The sequence below is a fragment of the Acinetobacter sp. YH01003 genome (assembly GCF_013420525.1).
Lineage (GTDB): Bacteria > Pseudomonadota > Gammaproteobacteria > Pseudomonadales > Moraxellaceae > Acinetobacter > Acinetobacter towneri.
In genome coordinates, this window is the sequence record NZ_VOXY01000005.1 from 1 (window position 1) to 18,642 (window position 18,642).

At 39.9% G+C, this 18,642-nt stretch carries 19 protein-coding genes; 9 read left to right on the forward strand and 10 right to left on the reverse strand.

Translation table 11 applies throughout. The annotated features are described in order from the left end of the window. Nucleotides 1-265 precede the first annotated feature (265 nt). The 3 genes from aroC to FTT70_RS06325 all read right to left on the reverse strand — a co-directional run bounded on the left by aroC (nt 266) and on the right by FTT70_RS06325 (nt 2,871). A complete protein-coding gene (aroC, locus tag FTT70_RS06315; protein WP_004973401.1) occupies nt 266-1,360 on the reverse strand; it encodes a chorismate synthase in 1,095 nt (364 codons plus the stop codon). 13 nt (nt 1,361-1,373) lie between these two features. Beyond that, nucleotides 1,374-2,384 (reverse strand): 50S ribosomal protein L3 N(5)-glutamine methyltransferase, encoded by a 1,011-nt coding sequence (gene prmB, locus FTT70_RS06320; RefSeq protein WP_004973398.1) that lies wholly within the window; start codon nt 2,382-2,384, stop codon nt 1,374-1,376. 106 nt (nt 2,385-2,490) lie between these two features. After that, complete coding sequence (locus tag FTT70_RS06325; protein ID WP_004973395.1) at nt 2,491-2,871, reverse strand: DUF1311 domain-containing protein; 381 nt, start codon at nt 2,869-2,871, stop codon at nt 2,491-2,493. Nucleotides 2,872-3,101: 230 nt separating this feature from the next. On the opposite strand from FTT70_RS06325, the gene FTT70_RS06330 reads away from it, so the two are divergent. The 4 genes from FTT70_RS06330 to FTT70_RS06345 all read left to right on the forward strand — a co-directional run bounded on the left by FTT70_RS06330 (nt 3,102) and on the right by FTT70_RS06345 (nt 7,755). Continuing rightward, nucleotides 3,102-3,407, forward strand: a complete 306-nt coding sequence (locus tag FTT70_RS06330) for a hypothetical protein (protein ID WP_154320717.1) — start codon at nt 3,102-3,104, stop codon at nt 3,405-3,407. Between the two features lie 143 nt (nt 3,408-3,550). Continuing rightward, nucleotides 3,551-4,924, forward strand: coding sequence for an AarF/ABC1/UbiB kinase family protein (locus FTT70_RS06335; RefSeq protein WP_004973390.1), 1,374 nt, complete (start codon nt 3,551-3,553; stop codon nt 4,922-4,924). A gap of 269 nt (nt 4,925-5,193) precedes the next feature. Then, nucleotides 5,194-6,504: an acyl-CoA dehydrogenase family protein gene (locus FTT70_RS06340; RefSeq protein WP_004973388.1), complete on the forward strand. Its 1,311-nt coding sequence runs from the start codon at nt 5,194-5,196 to the stop codon at nt 6,502-6,504. Between the two features lie 51 nt (nt 6,505-6,555). After that, nucleotides 6,556-7,755 (forward strand): acyl-CoA dehydrogenase family protein, encoded by a 1,200-nt coding sequence (locus tag FTT70_RS06345; RefSeq protein WP_154320715.1) that lies wholly within the window; start codon nt 6,556-6,558, stop codon nt 7,753-7,755. An 89-nt stretch (nt 7,756-7,844) separates the two neighbouring features. Here the strand turns inward: FTT70_RS06345 and FTT70_RS06350 are convergent, their stop codons facing one another. The 3 genes from FTT70_RS06350 to FTT70_RS06360 all read right to left on the reverse strand — a co-directional run bounded on the left by FTT70_RS06350 (nt 7,845) and on the right by FTT70_RS06360 (nt 9,810). Then, on the reverse strand, nt 7,845-8,180 hold the full coding sequence (locus FTT70_RS06350) for a type II toxin-antitoxin system PemK/MazF family toxin (protein WP_096900853.1): 336 nt from the start codon (nt 8,178-8,180) through the stop codon (nt 7,845-7,847). Continuing rightward, nucleotides 8,180-8,428 (reverse strand): AbrB/MazE/SpoVT family DNA-binding domain-containing protein, encoded by a 249-nt coding sequence (locus FTT70_RS06355; RefSeq protein WP_004973383.1) that lies wholly within the window; start codon nt 8,426-8,428, stop codon nt 8,180-8,182. The genes FTT70_RS06350 and FTT70_RS06355 overlap by 1 nt, the downstream gene beginning before the upstream one ends. A 176-nt stretch (nt 8,429-8,604) precedes the next feature. Beyond that, nucleotides 8,605-9,810, reverse strand: a complete 1,206-nt coding sequence (locus FTT70_RS06360) for an alkane 1-monooxygenase (protein WP_180168419.1) — start codon at nt 9,808-9,810, stop codon at nt 8,605-8,607. Nucleotides 9,811-9,976: 166 nt separating this feature from the next. On the opposite strand from FTT70_RS06360, the gene FTT70_RS06365 reads away from it, so the two are divergent. Continuing rightward, nucleotides 9,977-10,930, forward strand: a complete 954-nt coding sequence (locus FTT70_RS06365) for an AraC family transcriptional regulator (protein ID WP_096900855.1) — start codon at nt 9,977-9,979, stop codon at nt 10,928-10,930. 5 nt (nt 10,931-10,935) lie between these two features. Here FTT70_RS06365 and lpxB read toward each other — a convergent pair whose 3' ends face one another. After that, nucleotides 10,936-12,111, reverse strand: coding sequence for a lipid-A-disaccharide synthase (gene lpxB, locus FTT70_RS06370; protein WP_004973375.1), 1,176 nt, complete (start codon nt 12,109-12,111; stop codon nt 10,936-10,938). Nucleotides 12,112-12,337: 226 nt separating this feature from the next. On the opposite strand from lpxB, the gene FTT70_RS06375 reads away from it, so the two are divergent. The 3 genes from FTT70_RS06375 (at nt 12,338) to FTT70_RS06385 (ending at nt 15,070) form a co-directional block, all read left to right on the forward strand. After that, entirely contained in the window at nt 12,338-13,225 is an 888-nt protein-coding gene (locus tag FTT70_RS06375; protein ID WP_004973373.1) for a sulfite exporter TauE/SafE family protein, read from the forward strand. Between the two features lie 170 nt (nt 13,226-13,395). Further along, nucleotides 13,396-14,487, forward strand: a complete 1,092-nt coding sequence (locus FTT70_RS06380) for a 3-deoxy-7-phosphoheptulonate synthase (protein WP_042068745.1) — start codon at nt 13,396-13,398, stop codon at nt 14,485-14,487. A gap of 61 nt (nt 14,488-14,548) precedes the next feature. After that, nucleotides 14,549-15,070: a protein tyrosine phosphatase family protein gene (locus tag FTT70_RS06385; protein ID WP_004973370.1), complete on the forward strand. Its 522-nt coding sequence runs from the start codon at nt 14,549-14,551 to the stop codon at nt 15,068-15,070. A 34-nt stretch (nt 15,071-15,104) separates the two neighbouring features. Here the strand turns inward: FTT70_RS06385 and ispF are convergent, their stop codons facing one another. Continuing rightward, complete coding sequence (ispF, locus tag FTT70_RS06390) at nt 15,105-15,593, reverse strand: 2-C-methyl-D-erythritol 2,4-cyclodiphosphate synthase (protein ID WP_004973369.1); 489 nt, start codon at nt 15,591-15,593, stop codon at nt 15,105-15,107. 98 nt (nt 15,594-15,691) lie between these two features. Here ispF and FTT70_RS06395 point away from each other — a divergent pair, with 98 nt between their 5' ends. Further along, nucleotides 15,692-16,342, forward strand: a complete 651-nt coding sequence (locus FTT70_RS06395; protein WP_180168420.1) for a hypothetical protein — start codon at nt 15,692-15,694, stop codon at nt 16,340-16,342. A 28-nt stretch (nt 16,343-16,370) separates the two neighbouring features. Here FTT70_RS06395 and FTT70_RS06400 read toward each other — a convergent pair whose 3' ends face one another. After that, complete coding sequence (locus tag FTT70_RS06400) at nt 16,371-17,279, reverse strand: AEC family transporter (RefSeq protein WP_154320714.1); 909 nt, start codon at nt 17,277-17,279, stop codon at nt 16,371-16,373. A 187-nt stretch (nt 17,280-17,466) separates the two neighbouring features. Further along, nucleotides 17,467-18,603: a rod shape-determining protein RodA gene (rodA, locus tag FTT70_RS06405; RefSeq protein WP_154320713.1), complete on the reverse strand. Its 1,137-nt coding sequence runs from the start codon at nt 18,601-18,603 to the stop codon at nt 17,467-17,469. Nucleotides 18,604-18,642: the final 39 nt, after the last annotated feature.

The following is an 18,642-nucleotide window of genomic DNA, read 5'->3' on the forward strand; positions in this document are numbered from 1 at the left end:
TGTTCCATTTTAGAGATTTGTTTAAGATAAGATATAACTCATTGAGATGTGTCATAGTATTCGTCGTTAGAAAACAATTATTGTGACATTATTTCAATGAGTTATCTATTTTTGTCGTGTACAGAGAAAATTTTGAAACTTACAATCTAAAAGAAGAACTAAGCTCAAAACTCAGGCAGAAAAAAGCCAAACACTACGGTTTGGCTTTTTTCACAACATATTTTCGCACTTGGCAATGATTATGCACCTTGCTTAAAGCATATTGTTATTTCGGCTCAATGGGTGCAAACGGTGCAACCACATCGGCATTCTGCGCACGATGACGCATGAAATGATCCATCAATACAATCGCAAGCATAGCTTCTGCAATTGGCGTTGCACGCACACCTACGCAAGGATCATGGCGTCCTTTGGTCAGTACATCCGTATCTTCACGGTTTAAATTAATGGTTTTACCAGGTGTAGTAATACTGGCTGTTGGTTTTAAAGCAATCGCAACACGAATATCTTGACCACTAGAAATACCGCCTAAAATACCGCCTGCATGGTTCGCCAAAAAGCCGTCAGTGGTCAGTTCGTCACGGGTTTCATGCCCAAACTGCGCTGCCACTGCAAAACCATCTCCAATTTCAACGCCTTTCACAGCATTGATAGACATCATGGCATGGGCAATATCGGCATCTAAACGATCAAAAACAGGTTCCCCCCAACCCACAGGAACTTTTTCAGCCACAATTTCCAGTTTTGCACCACAGCTTGTACCCTGTTCACGCAAAGACGTTACCAAAGCTTCAAAACGTGGTACAGCATCGGCATCGCCACAGAAAAATGGATTGTTTGGTACTTCGTTCCAATCTAGCTTTTCAGCTTTTTCTGTACCAATTTGAGTGACGTGACCACGAATCACAATTCCAAATTTTTCGAACAGGTATTTTTTTGCAATTGCACCTGCTGCAACGCGCATTGCTGTTTCACGTGCGCTTGAACGTCCACCACCACGATAATCGCGGAAACCATACTTTTGCGTATAGGTATAATCTGCATGCCCAGGGCGGAAAGTCTGTGCAATATTACCGTAGTCTTTCGATTTTTGGTCAGTATTACGAATCAGTAAACCAATTGAAGTTCCAGTGGTTTTACCTTCAAAGACACCTGAAATAATTTCAACTTCATCGGGTTCTTTACGCTGTGTCGCAAACTTAGACGTACCCGGTTTACGGCGATCCAAATCTTTTTGTAAATCTTCTGCAGACAGTTCAATCCCCGGTGGCACGCCATCGACAATCGCCATCAGACCTACGCCATGAGATTCACCACAAGTCGTTACACGGAAAAGTTGCCCTATACTATTACCTGCCACGTCCAACGACTCCTTATGCTTGAACAGATTGAATAAATAAATCGCGATATTGACGGCATTGTGCTGCAGTCAATGCAAAAATACCTGAACCACCTTTTTGGAATTTTAACCAGTGCAAATCAACCGTGTTGAAATTCTGTTTCATCGCCCATTCAGAATTACCTACTTCAATCACAATCAGACCATCTTCAGTTAAGTAATCTGCCGCCTGCGCCAACATTTTACGGACTAAATCTAAGCCGTCTTGCCCTGCTGCCAATGCCAATTCTGGCTCATGATGGAATTCTTCAGGTAAATCTGCCATATCTTCCGCATCAACATACGGCGGGTTAGATACGATTAAATCATACTGATTTTCGGCTGGGATTTTGGCGAATAAATCAGACTCAAGCAACGCCACTTGGTATTGTTTGTTGTGATGTTCACAGTTAATTTGTGCGACTTCCAAAGCATCTTTTGAAATGTCAGTTGCATCGACTTCAGCATCTGGAAAAGCATAAGCCAAAGCAATCGCAATACAACCTGAACCCGTGCACATATCCAAAATACGTTGTGGGGTTTTAGGCGCAGCATTGGCTGGTAAATTGTTATCTGCTTCGCGCATTTGACCTTCTTCATCTAGGCAATATGGCGCAAAACGATTTTCAATTAGCTCGGCAATAGGTGAACGTGGAATTAGAACACGCTCATCGACATAAAATGGTTTTCCGAAGAAATACGCCAAGTTTAATAAGTAAGAAGTTGGTACTTTTTCATTGATACGACGTTCGAGCAAGCTTAAAAATTCAGCTGCTTCGCTCGGCAATAATTTTGCATCTAAAATTTCAGCGTCTGCATTCCAGTCTAAAGACAAAGTTTGTAACACCAATGCAGAACTTTCTGCAAAATAATCTTCTGTACCTTGACCTAAATGTGCATCGTATTGACGTAGTGCTGTAACCCCAAAGCGAATAAAATCACGAATGGTTGATAGGTTTTCAGCAGCTTCCTGCAAATGTTCAGGGCTAATTGTCGGTCGATCCACTTAAGGCGCTCCAAGGTCAAATTTTAAAACGCCTTATGATACCTTGTTTTGCTCGGTTTTATAATGTTTAAGCAGTTTCCAAGTAATTTATTTACTATGGTTTTACTTATTTGATTCCCACAAACTGACCTTGATAATAATCAGCGCGCTCTGCTGTTTGCAGCAAAACACATTGTGCACGTTGTAATGCGGCAAAATCGCTTTGAGTCGATAAATAACAGCGTTGTTTTACACGGTTTTCCCAAAGTTGATGCTGTTGTTGAATATTACTGGCATTGCCTGCGCTGCGTTTTACATAGGCTTTATAGTGTTTTTTGAGTCGTTTGGTTTGTGCTTTTTGCTCAGTTTTAATACATTTTTGCGATTGGGAAATTTTGCCATAACTATTGTTCATACATTGCGTATAGCCTTGTGAAACGCCATTCGCCCAAACTTGAGCTGTACCCAAAGTCAGCATCCCCAATAGTGTAAATATCCAAACTTTCATATTTTCCCCTGAGCGCAGTCTGTTTTTAAAGCGCGGTAAATTTTCAATATTTTATAATTTTACAAAACCCAAATTGCTGCATTGATGCTACAAGATTCAGGTTAAAAAGCATATAGTCAATCCCCTGCTTTTTATGATTCAGTCTATGATAAATGCACAACAATCATTGAAAAATGTGACAATATCCCAATAATTGAATTACTCATTTTATAGATGAAACTTTCAGCCTTATGAGCTACAAACACAATAATTTGATGGCCATGCGCCAAAGCTATTGGAACGACAACCACTCCGAAGCAGTCTTGATTGAAAAACAATTTTTTCAGCAAATTTTGATTGAAAACGGCATTTTTGAAAATTCGTCATTAGATGATGCCAAATATCTATTTTTTAGTTTGCCCAGCGTGATTATTGTTAAGGGATATGCGCATGGTTTTTTACACGATTCTGTAAAATTGATGATTCTCAAATTTATCCAAGACAACAAAGCGCAATTGATGAAAAAAGCCGAAACCAAAGTGCAATATCGGATGTAAAAGTACTTTTAAGCCGTTTTTCATACTTTTTTCACGAGGAAACTCGTCGTTCAGCAAGTTGAACTTTTTTAATACGTTAAGACGCGCTAATATCCGTTACAATCTAATTTTCCTGCGTATTGCTGATTTAAGGATTGATTTTAATGTCAGATCAGAACGATAAGCTTAAACAACTCAAGACTTCCTCTATGGATCGACGCTTATCCATCGCAAAGGCATCTTTACTTGCAGGAACACGATGGGCAGCCTCGAATGCCACCTCTATGTTTTCAAGCGAAGAAGAAAAAGAACGTAAACGAAAAAAAGCCATGAAAGAACAAGCCGATTACTTGGTGGCTGAAATTGGCAAACTCAAAGGCTCTATCGTGAAGATTGGGCAAATGATGGCGCTGTACGGCGAACATTTTTTACCTGAAGAAATTACGCAAGCACTCAACACGCTGAATAACCAGACTGTCGCATTGGCATGGCCTGCGATTAAACAGCAATTACAGGCACAGTTAGGTGCCAAACTTGATGATCTCACCATTGATCATGAGCCATTAGGTACAGCCTCTTTGGCTCAAGTTCACCGCGCGACCCGCAAGTCGGATGGTTTGGAGTTGGTATTAAAAATCCAATATCCAGGCGTAGCAGATGCGATTGACTCAGACATGAGCCTATTTAGAAATATGCTCAAATTGACACGCATGGTGCCGCAAACCCGTGAATTTGATCAGTGGTTTGATGAAGTGCGTGAAATGATGCATCGTGAAGTCAACTATCAAATTGAAGCGGAAACGACACGTCGTTTTGCTGCCCGTTTAAAAGATGATCCGCGCTACATTGTGCCGCAAATTGTGGATGAATACTGTAGCGACCAAGTGCTGTGTATGACCTTTGAACGTGGCGTACCGATTAACAGCCCTGTCATGCTCTCATTACCTCAAGAACGCCGTAACCAATTAGGCGAAGCCTCTTTAGAAATTGCTGTGCGTGAAGTATTTGAATGGGGCGAAATGCAGACTGACCCGAACTTTGGCAACTACTTAGTTCGCTTAGGTAATGGTGAAGATATTCACGATAAAATTGTACTGCTCGACTTTGGTGCTATTCGTCAATTTGATCAACACTTGCTGACTGTGGCGCGTAATTTGATCAAGGCGGGTTATTACCACGACCCACAAATGATGGTGAATGCCATGACGGGTTATGAGTTTTTTGACAGCATCCCTGAAAGCATTAAACCTGACATGGCAAAAGTGTTTCTATTGGCAACCGAAGCCTTTAGTCACTTAGACAATAACCGCGATTTACCTGCAGGCGTGATGGATGAACAATCGCGCTATGACTGGAAAAAAAGTCAGCTGCATAGCCGTGTCATGCAACAAGCATCTAAATCGATGGCTTCGCGTTACTTTAGTGTGCCGCCTAAAGAATTTATGTTTATTAGCCGTAAATTTATTGGTGCCTACACCTTTATGACCGTGATTGATGCGAAAACCAATGTCCGCAAAATGATTCAAAAGTTTATTTAAGTCCCAACTTTTATTTCTTTGATCAAAGCTGTTATATAGACCTAAATGATTGTTGCCCACTCGATGCAATTGTCATTTAGGTCAATTTATTTTAAAAGCGTAGATTTCTATAAAATTAATAATCTATAAAAATCCACATATTAGTCCAGTTATAAGAAAATTTTTACCGTTTATCTTTGACAATTCTGCATGTCAGCAATGACATAGTTTTTTTATAGTCTGCATGTCAGCATAAAAAACAAGCATTCTCTGTGTAGGACAACACAATCATGAGTCAAATGATAAACAAAGCCCAAGGATTCGGCTTAGCGCTACTCACTAAAATGGCATCGAGTGATCTGCTCGATCAATTCAAATTACGCAAATGGGTTGAACAATCTCTATATCACTCAGCCAAAGCAGGTTTTAAAACCTTTGAAACCACTCAAAAAAATTTTAAAAGCACACAAAAATTACCGCAACAACGACTGACACGTCAATCCAAAGATTTATTTGATTTGTCATTGAGTGAAGAACAGCAAATGCTGGTCGATGCCATGCAGCAATTTGCTACAGAAGTGATCTATCCATTGGCACATCAGGCAGATCATGATGCGAAATTCCCACAAGTATTATGGCAATACAGCACAGATTTAGGTTTGAACACCTATGCTCTGCCCGAAGCTTTAGGCGGTGTTGCCACTGAACAAAATATTGTCAGCCATATTTTAATTGCCGAACAATTGGCACGTGGCGACTTTGGCTTAACCGCAGGATTACTTTCCACATTTGGCGTAATGAATGCCATAACTCGCTGGGGTTCAGAACAGGTTCAAAATCAGTATTTATCTGCGTTTTCCGAAACAGACGCGAACCATCCAACGCCACTTCAAGCCACTTTTGCGATTCAGGAAAATACTGCTGCGTTTAATCCGTATCAGCTAAAAACCAAAGCGACTTTGCAAAATGGACAGTACCTAATTACAGGTGAAAAAACGCTGGTGATTTTGGCCGAAACAGCAGATTTATTTTTGGTTAGTGCAGAGCTAAATGGTCAAGCCGATGTGTTCATTGTGCAACGTGATGCTTCTATTCAATTTAAAGCAGCGCCTGCAATGGGCTTAAAAGCCTGCGAAACGGCGACTTTAAAGTTTAATCAAACCCCTGCGGAGCGTTTAGGCACAGATGATTTCGATTACAGCGCATTTTTAGATTTAGGCAATCTCATGTGGTGCGCCATGGCAGTTGGTTGCTGTGAAGCAGTGAAAAGTTATTGTATTCGCTATGCCAATGAGCGCACTGCATTTGGCGAACCAATTTCACATCGTCAAAGTGTGGCTTTTATGATTGCAGATATGGCCATTGAAATTGAAGCCATGCGCATGCTGTTGCTGAATGCAGCGAGTCTTGCCGAATCGGGTAAAAACTTTCATCGAGAAGCATATTTAGCACGTCTGCTCTGTGCAGAAAAATCTATGCAAATTGCCACCAATGGCGTGCAAATTTTAGGTGGTCATGGCTTTACCAAAGAACATCCTGTAGAGCGTTGGTATCGTGATTTACGTGCGACTGCAATTATGCATTCAGGCTTGCATGCTTAATCTCACACCATCAATAAACGATAGCCAGCTAGAAAAATAAGGAATACATCCATGAATTTACAAAATCCAAAAAAATTCAAAATGTTGGTCGATCAGGCACATGAAGTTGCTTTAAATGTATTACGTCCCATTTCAAGGAAATATGATAAAGCCGAACACGCCTACCCGAAAGAATTAGACATGCTTGCCGCCTTAGTTGATGGTATGAACCAAGCGGGCGATGGCATGAATGCAGGTGCAGCAGTCAACAAACGTGGTGACACATCTACAGGTAACAAAAATGGCGTAAATATGTCTACCGCACTGAGTATTGTCGAAATGTGTTATGGCGATACAGGTTTATTACTCAGTATGCCACGCCAAGGTTTAGGTAATTCTGCGATTGCTGCGGTGGCCAATGAAGAACAATTACAACGCTTTAATGGTGTTTGGGCAGCCATGGCAATTACCGAACCCAACTGTGGTTCTGACTCTGCGGCTATTCGTACCACTGCCACCAAAGTAGACAATGAATATATTTTAAATGGTGAAAAGATTTTTGTGACCTCTGGTGACCGCGCCGATGCCGTTGTTGTGTGGGCAACCTTAGACAAAAAACTGGGACGTGCTGCGATCAAATCCTTTGTTGTGACTAAGGGCACACCTGGCATGACCGTGGAACGCTTAGAATATAAATTAGGGATTAAAGCCTCGGACACAGCAACAATTCGATTTGAAAATTGCCGTGTTCCTGCGAGCAACCTTTTAGGCAATACAGAAATTGATGTTGCCAAAGGGTTTGCAGGTGTGATGGAAACCTTTGATAACACTCGCCCTTTGGTGGCAGCTATGGCCGTTGGTTGTGCCAAAGCCGCTTTAGAGCGGATTAAGGAAATTTTTAAAGACCAATTAGATGCAAATTATGCCACGCCCTATTTACAGTGTTCACATATCGCAGCACAGACTTATCGGATGGAAGCAGAATGGGAAGCCGCACGTTTATTGATGCTCAAAGCAGCATGGATGGCAGACAATAAACAGCCTAACTCACGCGAAGCTTCTATTTCCAAAGCCAAAGCTGGTCGCGTGTGTAATGAAATCACGCTCAGGTGTGTCGAGTTAGCTGCATCGGTGGGTTATAACGAAGATGAGTTATTGGAAAAATGGGCACGTGATTCGAAAATTTTAGATATTTTTGAAGGTACGCAACAGATTCAGCTATTGATTATTGCCCGTCGTGAATTAGGTAAAAGTTCGAGTGAGCTCAAGTGATTTTATGATTTAAGGCATATAGTAAAGTAAGATAAAAGACAGATTTTCATAGAAATATTGCTATAAATTTCTGTCTTTTTCTATATAAATTAATCTTCAGGTGAAAAAATTGCGATATATCTTGCTAAAACCTCATCCAAAACATCTGCGTGCGAGGATTCTAAAAACCGCGCGTGTCTAGCTTCAAAATCTAAAGCTCTAGATTGATCACAACGCACAATACCTGTAGTTTTCCCACCAATAAGCTCTACAGCGAAACCCATATTTCGTGCAAAGTTTCCACCAGAAGTAATAGGCAAAACAATCGGCATTTTAGTAATAAGATTAAATGACTTAGGTGAAATAACAAATACAGGTCGCTTACCTTGTTGTTCATGTCCAAGTGTTGGATCTAATGAAATCAAATAAATATCGCCTTGATTCATTAGATTTCTTCTCGCCCAACTGCTTTTACATCATGCCACGCATCTTGCTCTAATGCTAAAGCTTGATGCTCTTGCAGCAAGTCAGCCAATTTATAAGATGGCTTCGCTTTAGGTTCGACCACTAACTTACCATTCACAATGCTCAGAGAAACTTCCTTTCCCGCATCTAAACCTAAACTTTTTAATAATGTAGGCGGTACGGCAAGCATGACCGAACCACCTACTTTTCTCAAGTTTGTATGAATCATACCCACCTCAATATTATATAAATATATAACTTTATTATGCGCCAAAATGAGATGAAGTCAATTCATAGTAAGATGAGTGAAAATAGACATCTGGTATACATCTCAATCTTTCTTTTGAAAGATATATACAAAAGAAATATCAAAATGAATATTAAAAAATAATCTTAATAATTCAATCAATTATCCACCACACCAAATTTCTTAAAAATTCGTGCACGGCGTTTAGGCTGAATATTGGCTTTGTTTAAATTGCCTTGATAATGTTCAAATACACGTTTATCCATAATTTTAAACCACAAAGGTGGAATCATGGCAGGCAGCAACATGCTGGCATAACCGCTTGGTAATTCAGGCGCTTCATCAAAATGTCGCAAAGCCTGAAATGGTCGGGTTGGATAAGCATGATGATCGGAATGACGTTGTAATTGATACAAAAACAAATTGGTCACAATATTGTTATTATTCCAGCTGTGTTCAGGCATAGTGCGCTCATATTTGCCATGCGCATCTTTTTGTCTAAGCAAGCCATAATGTTCTATATAATTAATTATTTCAAACAGGCTAATGCCATAAAAAGCCTGTGTCGCCAAATACGGAATGATCCCAGTACCAAAACGCGCCAACAATGCAGCATGAAATGCCGCACTCATGCCCCAGCCTTGTAATAATTCATTGTCTTTCGACCAAAAACTTTTGCCTTTACGTTTTAAACGCTGAGTTTCAATTTGCAGTGCAGACTTAAACGAACCTTTTACCGTGCGGGGCCAAAACTCATAAAATGTTTCTCCCATACGTGAAGATGCAGGGTCTTCAGGTGTCGCAGCACGTTTATGATGCCCATACGGATGCTCAACCCGAAAATGGTTATATCCTGTTGGTGCTAAAGCCAAATGTGACAGTAAGTGATCTATTTTTGAAGATTTATGGCTGAGTTCATGCGCAGTATTGACAGCAATACCATTCACCATCCCCATGGAAATACCCAGAAAAATTTTATCGACTAACGAGGTTTGTGGCCGTCCAACCAAATAAGCTGCATAAATATTGGCGGCATATTGCAAAGGAATAAAACTTTTCACCAAACGCGAATAATACCGATCTTCCTCAAGTCGTTTCATATCTTCATTGCTTGGGTTATTGGCATCTTGACCAATTAAAGTATCAATTGTTGGAATAATCACATGCAATAATAAAGGGCCACCTAGAGCAAAAACTTTTTTCGCAGGCTTCGGAGCGAATTGATAACCCGCCAAAATCCCCATCCCCAATACAGGTAAAAATGGGCTGATCAACCATAAATAACGCTTTTTATCGAGTTGAGCCGCGCTTTTATAAGGAACATCCTGTTCCATCTCTTTAAGCAAATGAAGTGGTGCGTTCATCTTATTTTCTTCCTTCTACGCTGTTCTACCTATATATTTGAGGAAAGACACGAGAATGAACAGTTGCAGACGTCCAAAAAAGCTATGCAAAAGTCTTTGGCGCAAAAATGCGCTATATTGTCCTGAAATCACAGGTTTATTTTTTATAATGATTTATGCTTAAAATATGGATGCTTTAAGTAAAATTTTTGATGATATACATCTGCACCAATCAGAATATATCTATTTAAATCCTCAAGGAGATTGGTCATTTCAATATCGTGACCAAGGGGCAATGCTGGCTTATGTAGTACTACAAGGCTCGCTGCATATCCATTTATCTGCACAGACACACCTTCACATTGATGCAGGTGATATTGTCCTGATTCCATCGGGTTGCAGTCATTACGCAAGTGCAACTGCAGACACTCACTGGACAGAACACTTTGATATTTCGGATTTATTTCAAATTCAGTCACAGCAGTCAATAAATTTTGGCACGATAAATCACACACAAGCTGAAGACGCATTTATTTTGGTGATTCAATGCCACATGGACACCACCATGGCAAAACCGCTTTTAAGTGCCCTACCCGAATATCTGCATATTCCGCATATCATGTGCAGCACAGCGCCCGAGTGGTTACAAATTGGCTTGCAATTTTTAGCGGTGGAAAGTCATCAAATCCGACCGGGACGGGATAAAATATTAGATCACTTGGTCAGTATTTTACTGATTGAATGTGTGCGTGATTATATTTTTCAGCTTGATGACTCAAATAACTGGCTCGGCGCTTTGGCACATCCTGAACTTTCCAATGCGCTCGCAGCTATTCATGGTCAACCCGAAAAAGCATGGACGGTAGAAAGTTTGGCAGAACAATGTTGCATGTCACGTTCTAAATTTGCCAATTTGTTTAATCAGGTGATTGGTGAGCCGCCTTTGGCATACTTACAACAACATCGGCTACGCTTGGCATCGCATTATTTACAGCAAGGACAATTGTCGATTCAACAAATTGCCCATCGTGTCGGTTATTCTTCCGAAACCGCCTTTAGCCAAACTTTTAAAAAGCAATTCGAGCTAACACCTAGCCAGTATCGGCAGCAGTTTCAAAACAACAATGCAATCACGAAATGAACAGTTTAACGATCTAAAATCGCCAAAATTGCTTGTGCAGGGTCTTCGCTGTTATCGGACAATAATTGCTTATGCATAGTGATATGTTGCATCACTTGAATTTGTGCAGTTTCGATATAAATTAACTTTTCAATTTCTGCTGCCAAACGCTCTGGTGTTGCATCATCCTGAATTAATTCCTGAATCACCTTTTTACCTGCAATAATATTTGGCAATGAATAATAAGGAATTTTCACCAACAGTTTCGCAATCCAGTACGTAATGCGATTGAGCTTATAAAACGTAACCATTGGACGATGTAATAGCATCGCTTCTAACGTCGCCGTGCCTGAAGCCAGTGCAATCATATCGGACGCATTCATTACCTGACGACCAATTTTGGATTCTGTGCCACGATTTTCCATCAATTGCACTTTGTCTTGTAATGCACTCGGATAAGACTGCAGTAACGCTTCAATTTGTTGTTTACGTGCATCATTAATTGCAGGAATTAAAAACTTAAACTGCGGATATTTTTGCGTCAAAATATAAGCCGCATCTAAAACTAACGGCCCTAAACGCTCAATTTCACCACGTCGGCTACCAGGCAATAACGCAATATGTTGTTGCTGTTGGTCTAAACCCAATTCTTGTTTTGCTGCAGCAATTGGATTTTCCAACGGCAACTGACTCGCCAAAGGATGTCCGACAAAGGCTGCAGGCACATCCCATTTTTTAAAAAAGGCTTTTTCAAACGGAAATAAACACAGTACCAAATCTATACTGGCTTTAATGCCATGTACCCGACCTTGTCGCCATGCCCATACCGAAGGACTGACATATTGCACGGTTTTAATCGGCAAGTTTTTCTGTTTTAAACTTTTGGCAAGACGTAAATTAAAATCAGGCGCATCAACTCCGACAAAGACATCGACGGGATGTTGAGTCCACTTTTCGACCAAACCATCCCGTACTGCAAAGAGTTTTTTCAAATCTTTCAGCACTTCAACAATGCCCATTACCGATAAAATATCCATCGGATAATAACTTTTAAAACCTTCCGCAATCATTTGTGGGCCACCAATGCCTTCAAACTCTGCATCAATGCCTTGCTCACGAAAACGTCGCATGAGTTGTGCCCCTAAAGTATCACCCGATACTTCTCCCACAACGATACCTATTTTAAGTTTCCGATTTTGCAAGCGTTTTGTCCTCTAAATTTTAATGGATATGAATTTTCGCATTTTAGCATAGCCACTGTATTTTGTAAGAAACAGAAAGTAAGCCGTGGCTTGAATCTGCGATCTTTTGCACTGATTTTCCACATTGACTATATCTGTTTTAAGAATAAGTAAATCATTAATCAAGACAACAGCTTATTGCCAAAAGTCATAATATATTCACGATTTTTGACTTCGGCATATCTTCATGGTTGGTCCTTTAGAGTTTATTTTGGCAGGTGTATTGGTCGGCTTCTGCGTGGGTGTGACTGGCGTAGGTGGCGGTTCACTGATGACTCCCATTCTGATCAGCTTGTTTAAAATTGAACCGCATATCGCAATTGGAACAGACCTACTTTATGCCGCCATTTCAAAATTCTGCGGCTCATTGGTTCATGCCAAAAAAATGAATATTGTATGGCCCATTGTCATTTGGCTTGCGGTGGGCAGTATCCCTGCTTCATTTGCGACCCACTGGGTTTTAGAGAATTATTTAAGCCAATCTACCCATTACAAAATGGTACTGACCGTGGTACTGGGCTTTATGTTGACCTTAACTGGCATCTCAATTGTGTTTCGCAGTCAAATTGAAACATTTTTCAATAAATACCATAAACAAGAATTGCCTGATATGACTCAAGACCTTGAAAAGGTCAAACTACAGGCTGCAGATAAGCGTGCCCTCATTGTAATTATGGGAGTTGTACTGGGTGTATTTGTCACACTTTCTTCAGTGGGTGCAGGTGCTTTTGGCATCATGGCATTGGTGCTGATGTTCCCGAATCTACCGATGATTCGTATTATCGGTTCAGATGTCGTGCATGCCGTCTTACTTACCCTAGTTGCAGGCTTAGGTCACATGAGTTCAGGCAATGTCGACTTTCACCTATTGGTTTGGTTGTTGGTTGGCTCGATTCCTGCAATTGTGGTGGGAACTTTAGTCAGTTCACGTTTACCTGAAAAAGTGATTCGTAAAGTTTTAGGTATTACCTTATTTATTATCGGGATTAACTTTATGGTCAATCCTGTGAAATCAAAACCTATCAGCACACCAGAAACTGCAACAGCAGTTTCTGAGGCACAAGCCAGCCAATAATGAATGCTTTATCTGACAGGATTTTGCTAAAACAGACCGTTTAATTTATCTACCCGATTCATCACTTATTTTTTAAAGAAGTATTCATCTTTTTATAACAAAATACAGTGAAATTCATGTTATATTCAGACTATTAAACAATCTTTTGTATGATCAAACCAGTGACGGCAATGAATACTTTACAGTCTAATCCTCTTACACAATCAGACATCGATGACGTGAATATTGAAAGTATTCAGCCACTCGTGACTCCTGCAGAATTAAAAACTGAGTTACCTTTGACTGAAAATGCTTATCAAACCGTTCTTCGTGGTCGTGAAACAATCCGCAATATTTTAGATGGTAAAGACAAGCGTCTATTTGTGGTGATTGGTCCATGTTCTATTCATGACCCTGCTGCTGCACATGAATATGCAGATCGTTTAAAAGTATTAAGCGAAAAAGTAAAAGATTCTCTTTATATTGTGATGCGTGTTTATTTTGAAAAACCACGTACTACAGTGGGCTGGAAAGGCTTAATTAACGATCCAGACATGAATGACTCTTTTAACATTGAAAAAGGCTTGCGTCTTGGTCGTAAACTTTTACTTGAGTTAAATGAAAAAGGTTTGCCATGTGCGACTGAAGCACTTGATCCAAACTCTCCGCAGTATTATCAAGATTTAATTTCTTGGTCTGCAATTGGTGCACGCACTACAGAAAGCCAAACGCACCGTGAAATGTCATCTGGTCTTTCTTCTCCAGTCGGCTTTAAAAATGGTACAGATGGCGGCTTAACAGTTGCTACCAATGCCATGCAGTCGGTAAAACACGGTCACAGCTTCTTGGGTCTTAATGATCAAGGTCAGGTTTCAGTAATTCGTACTAGCGGCAACCCGTATGCACACGTGGTTTTACGTGGTGGTAATGGCAAGCCTAACTACGATGCAGGCTCTGTTGCAGATGCTGAAAATGCATTAAACAAAGCCAAAGTCAGCACCAAAATCATGATTGACACCAGCCATGCTAACTCAAACAAAGACCCATTCTTACAGCCATTGGTATTAAAAAATATCACTGAGCAAATTTTAGATGGCAATAAGTCTATTGTTGGGATTATGGTCGAAAGTCACCTGAAAGGTGGTCGTCAAGATATTCCTGAAAACTTATGCGATTTAGAGTATGGTAAGTCTGTGACTGACGGTTGTATCGACTGGGATACCACTGAAAAAGCATTGCTTGAAATGCATGAAGCATTAAAAGACGTTTTAGTGAATCGTTAAGATTTAAAAACGCCATCTTCATGATGGCGTTTCTATTTGTAGCATAGGAAATTCTGCGCGCATGAATGACATTGAAACCCAACTTAGCCAAATTAAAAATTTCCAGTTCATTCATGAGCGTTTGTTTTCTTCAGGTCAGCCTACGGCTGAAGAATTAAAACAAATTAAAGAATATGGTATTGGCACTGTCATTAATTTGGCTGAAAGTGATGCGGAACACGCCCTTCCCCATGAAGACAAAATTTGTCTGGATGTTGGACTAAACTATATTCAACTGCCAATTTCATGGGAAACACCATCCTCTGATCAATGTTTATTATTGCTCGATTTGGTCAATCATTTATTAGAAAGCCAAATGGTGTGGGTACATTGCAGCAATAACAACCACGTCAGTAGTTTAATGTATTTGTATCGTCAATATTTTATGGATGTGGATATTGCAACGGCTCAAGACTTTTTACATGATATCTGGAAACCCAATGAAACTTGGACAGGCTTAATTCACGCCGTTTCTTTGCAATTACAAGGTCGTAAAGCCACGCAAGATTTACAACAAGCTTTAGAATCTGCTGAACTTTCTTAATTCAGCAGATTGTATAGATAAAATTCTAACGCGATTATTTTGTATGAGAAATCAATACAATCGCTGTTGCTAAAATACCTTCCTGACGCCCAGTAAAACCTAATTTTTCAGTGGTTGTCGCTTTGATACTGATTTGTGTGACCTCTACATCCAATACATCAGCGACACTTTGGCGCATTTCTAGCGTATGCGGTGCAAGTTTAGGACGTTCGCACGCCACAGTAATATCGGCGTTATTCAGTTTATAGCCACGGTCTAAAATGAGTTGATAAACCTGTTTAAGCAATACCCGACTATCTGCACCTTTATAATTTGGATCGGTATCTGGAAAATGCTGCCCAATATCCCCCAGCGCCAAAGCACCTAATAATGCATCGCATAGTGCATGCAGCACTACATCACCATCTGAGTGTGCTTTTAAACCTTGTGTATGAGGAATTTGAACACCTGCAAGCGTCACAAAATCTCCCGCTTCAAAGGCATGAACATCTAATCCTTGTCCAATACGAATCTGTGCAACCATGTTCAACTCCTGTAGAAATAAATCATTGAAATCTTGTATTCATACTTTCGATTTCGCTATATTAGACCTAGCGCAACATAGTGAAAGTATAAGCGATCATGCTGTTGAAATCTGAGATTCATCTTATCAAAAACTTAAGTACACTGCTGTTATTTGGCTGTTTATATTCATCTTTCTCTTATGCACAAGGGATTGATTGTAGATCTACACCCAATAAAAAGTTGGCGCAGGTGTGCACAGAAAATTTCTCAGAATTGAGTGAAAAATTAAGTGATCAACATTTAACAGCTTATTTGATGAGTGATGCGCCTATTCGCTTGTTAGAAGATACTCAGCAATTGTGGATCCAACGCTTACAGCAATGCAAAAGCTTAAATTGTTATACTCAGCAATTTGATTTTAGAATTGATCAACTGAATTTTTTCACTTCAATGAATCAAAGCATGACTCAACATTATTTAAAATATGAAAATGGTCAATTTGCTGCACAACCCGTACATTTACAAATTCATCAACTCAATAAAAACAGCATTAAAATTGAAGGTATTGCTTATCGCAATCCAAATAACCGCCTTGAAAGCCAAAGTATTGCCTTTTTAGCTTATACAACACCTGATCAAAAAAACAAAATCATCGACAATGAGCACGATTGCAGTTATGAGTTTAATTATTCTAAAGCAATCTTAAAAATTCAAACCAAACAAAAAGGTTGTGAACGCTTTGCGGGCATCTATCGTTTATACGATTAATGCTGAACAATAGATTGTATTAGACAGATTAAATGAGCAACCACAACACAATTGGCAAAGTTAATGCGGCGAATACGGTTTGCAAGCTAATAATTGAAGCCATTAAACGACTATCTCCCCCTAAAACTTGTGTAAGTACATAAGCTGCCGATGCAGTAGGTAAAGCAAAAAACAAGACTAAAATTTGCGACTCCAACACTGGAACATTTAAGCTCTGACAAATTAGCCAAGCCAAAGCAGGCATAAATAACAAACGCCCGAACACATTCAATGCCAATGCGAATACATCTCGTTGCAAGCCATTAAATTGTAATGCTGCGCCCACACACATTAATCCCAAAGGCAAACTGCATAACGCTATTTGACGAATAAAATGCGCTGCACCTTCCCACAAGCTCAAACCTGATAAATTAAATAGACCGCCAACAATACACCCTAAAATTAATGGATTTTTCATTAATGACCATAAGATTTGCTTTGCCTGTAAAGTCTTAGTATCGCTTAAAGCCAGCACAGATAAAACATTCACCAATGGAATGCAGAACACCAAAATAATCGCAAACAGCGCCATGCCCTGCACCTGAAACAATGCTGCGACCAAAGCCAAACCGATATACGTATTGAAACGTACCATGCTTTGCATATACACCCCAAAACGGACTGCGGGTGTTTTGAAATAGCCGCGCAAGGCATATAACAGACAACTTACTAAAGCCACAATAATCCCTACGACCGACAAAATCTGTGCGATTGATTTCGCTTCAATGTTTGCTGTAGCGAGGTTTAAAAACAACATGCTAGGAAACAAAATATAGTAATTTAACTTTTCTGCACCCTTCCAAAATGGCTCATCCAACATACGTGATTGCTTAAGCAGATAACCCATTGCAATTAAGGCAATCAAAGGGAAAAGTGCAATAAAAATTAAATGGGTCATGGGGTGCTCTGTGTTACTGTTATGCTGTTCTTTTTAAATTATTGCTTAATAAATAAAGTAAATTTACTGGATATTATAAGGATTGTTTTGTGTTTATCCTAATTGCTTAGGCTTTTTAAAACCACAAAAAGAGAAAAAGATGATAATAGCAAAACTCACCTACATCATCTTTCAGATGGATTCTGTATTAACGATGAGTATGGATAGACATCACAATCCCCATACTCGCCAACATGGAAATAACAGCCGTTCCACCATAACTCATCAGCGGCAATGGGTCACCCGTTACAGGTAAAATACCACTCACCATCCCTGAGTTTAGAAATACAAAGAAAAAGAAAGTCAGACCAACCGTGCCTGCATACAAACGTCCAAAATTATGGAAACAATTCATCCCAATCATCAAACAACGTAAAATAATGGCAGCAAACAAACTGAACAGTAAAAATACGCCAATAAAACCAAATTCTTCGGCATAGGTCGACATAATAAAGTCAGTATGATGTTCAGGCAGATAACCCAAATGTGATTGCGTTCCTTCTAAATAACCTTTACCTGTAAAGCCGCCTGAACCAATGGCAATTTTAGATTGAATAATATTCCAGCCTGCCCCCAAGGCATCCGACTCTGGGTCAAATAAGGTGAGTACCCTTTTCTTTTGGTACTCCTGCAAAAAGAACATCCAAAGCAATGGTGCTGCGAGCGCCAATGCAGTGATTGCTCCTAAGATTAATCGCCATGACATGCCACTTAAAAATAGCGCAAAGACACCAGGAATAATCAAACCAATGTTTAAATCGGGTTGCAATGCCACCAAGACAAAAGGAATCATCATAATCACTAAAGCGACAATGATATGGATCAATTTAGGCGGGAAAGCACGACGCGAAAAATACCACGCCATCATCAATGGCATGGCAAATTTCATAAATTCACTGGGTTGCATACTGCCAATACCCGGCAAGCTGATCCAGCGTTTTGCCCCCATACGGGTTTCACCAATGACCAAAACCAAAGCCAGCATGATGACTGCAAAGATATAAAAATATGGACTGGCAGCTTGATATACCTTAGGCGGAATTTGCGCCAAAATAATCATGGCGATAAAACCAATGCCAAAACTGGTTGCTTGACGCAGCACCATCCCCATATCTTGCGCGGTGGCACTATATACCACCATTAAACCCAGAATCGCATTTAAAATCAGAAAACACAGCAACCATGGATCTAAATGTAATTTAGTCCAGCGTGAGGAATCATTTTTAATGCTTCTACCATCACGTAATGAGTGACGTAAAAAACGATACTGCTGCGATGGATTCATGCGACTCAAAGGTATTTAAAATAGACAGGATGGACAATT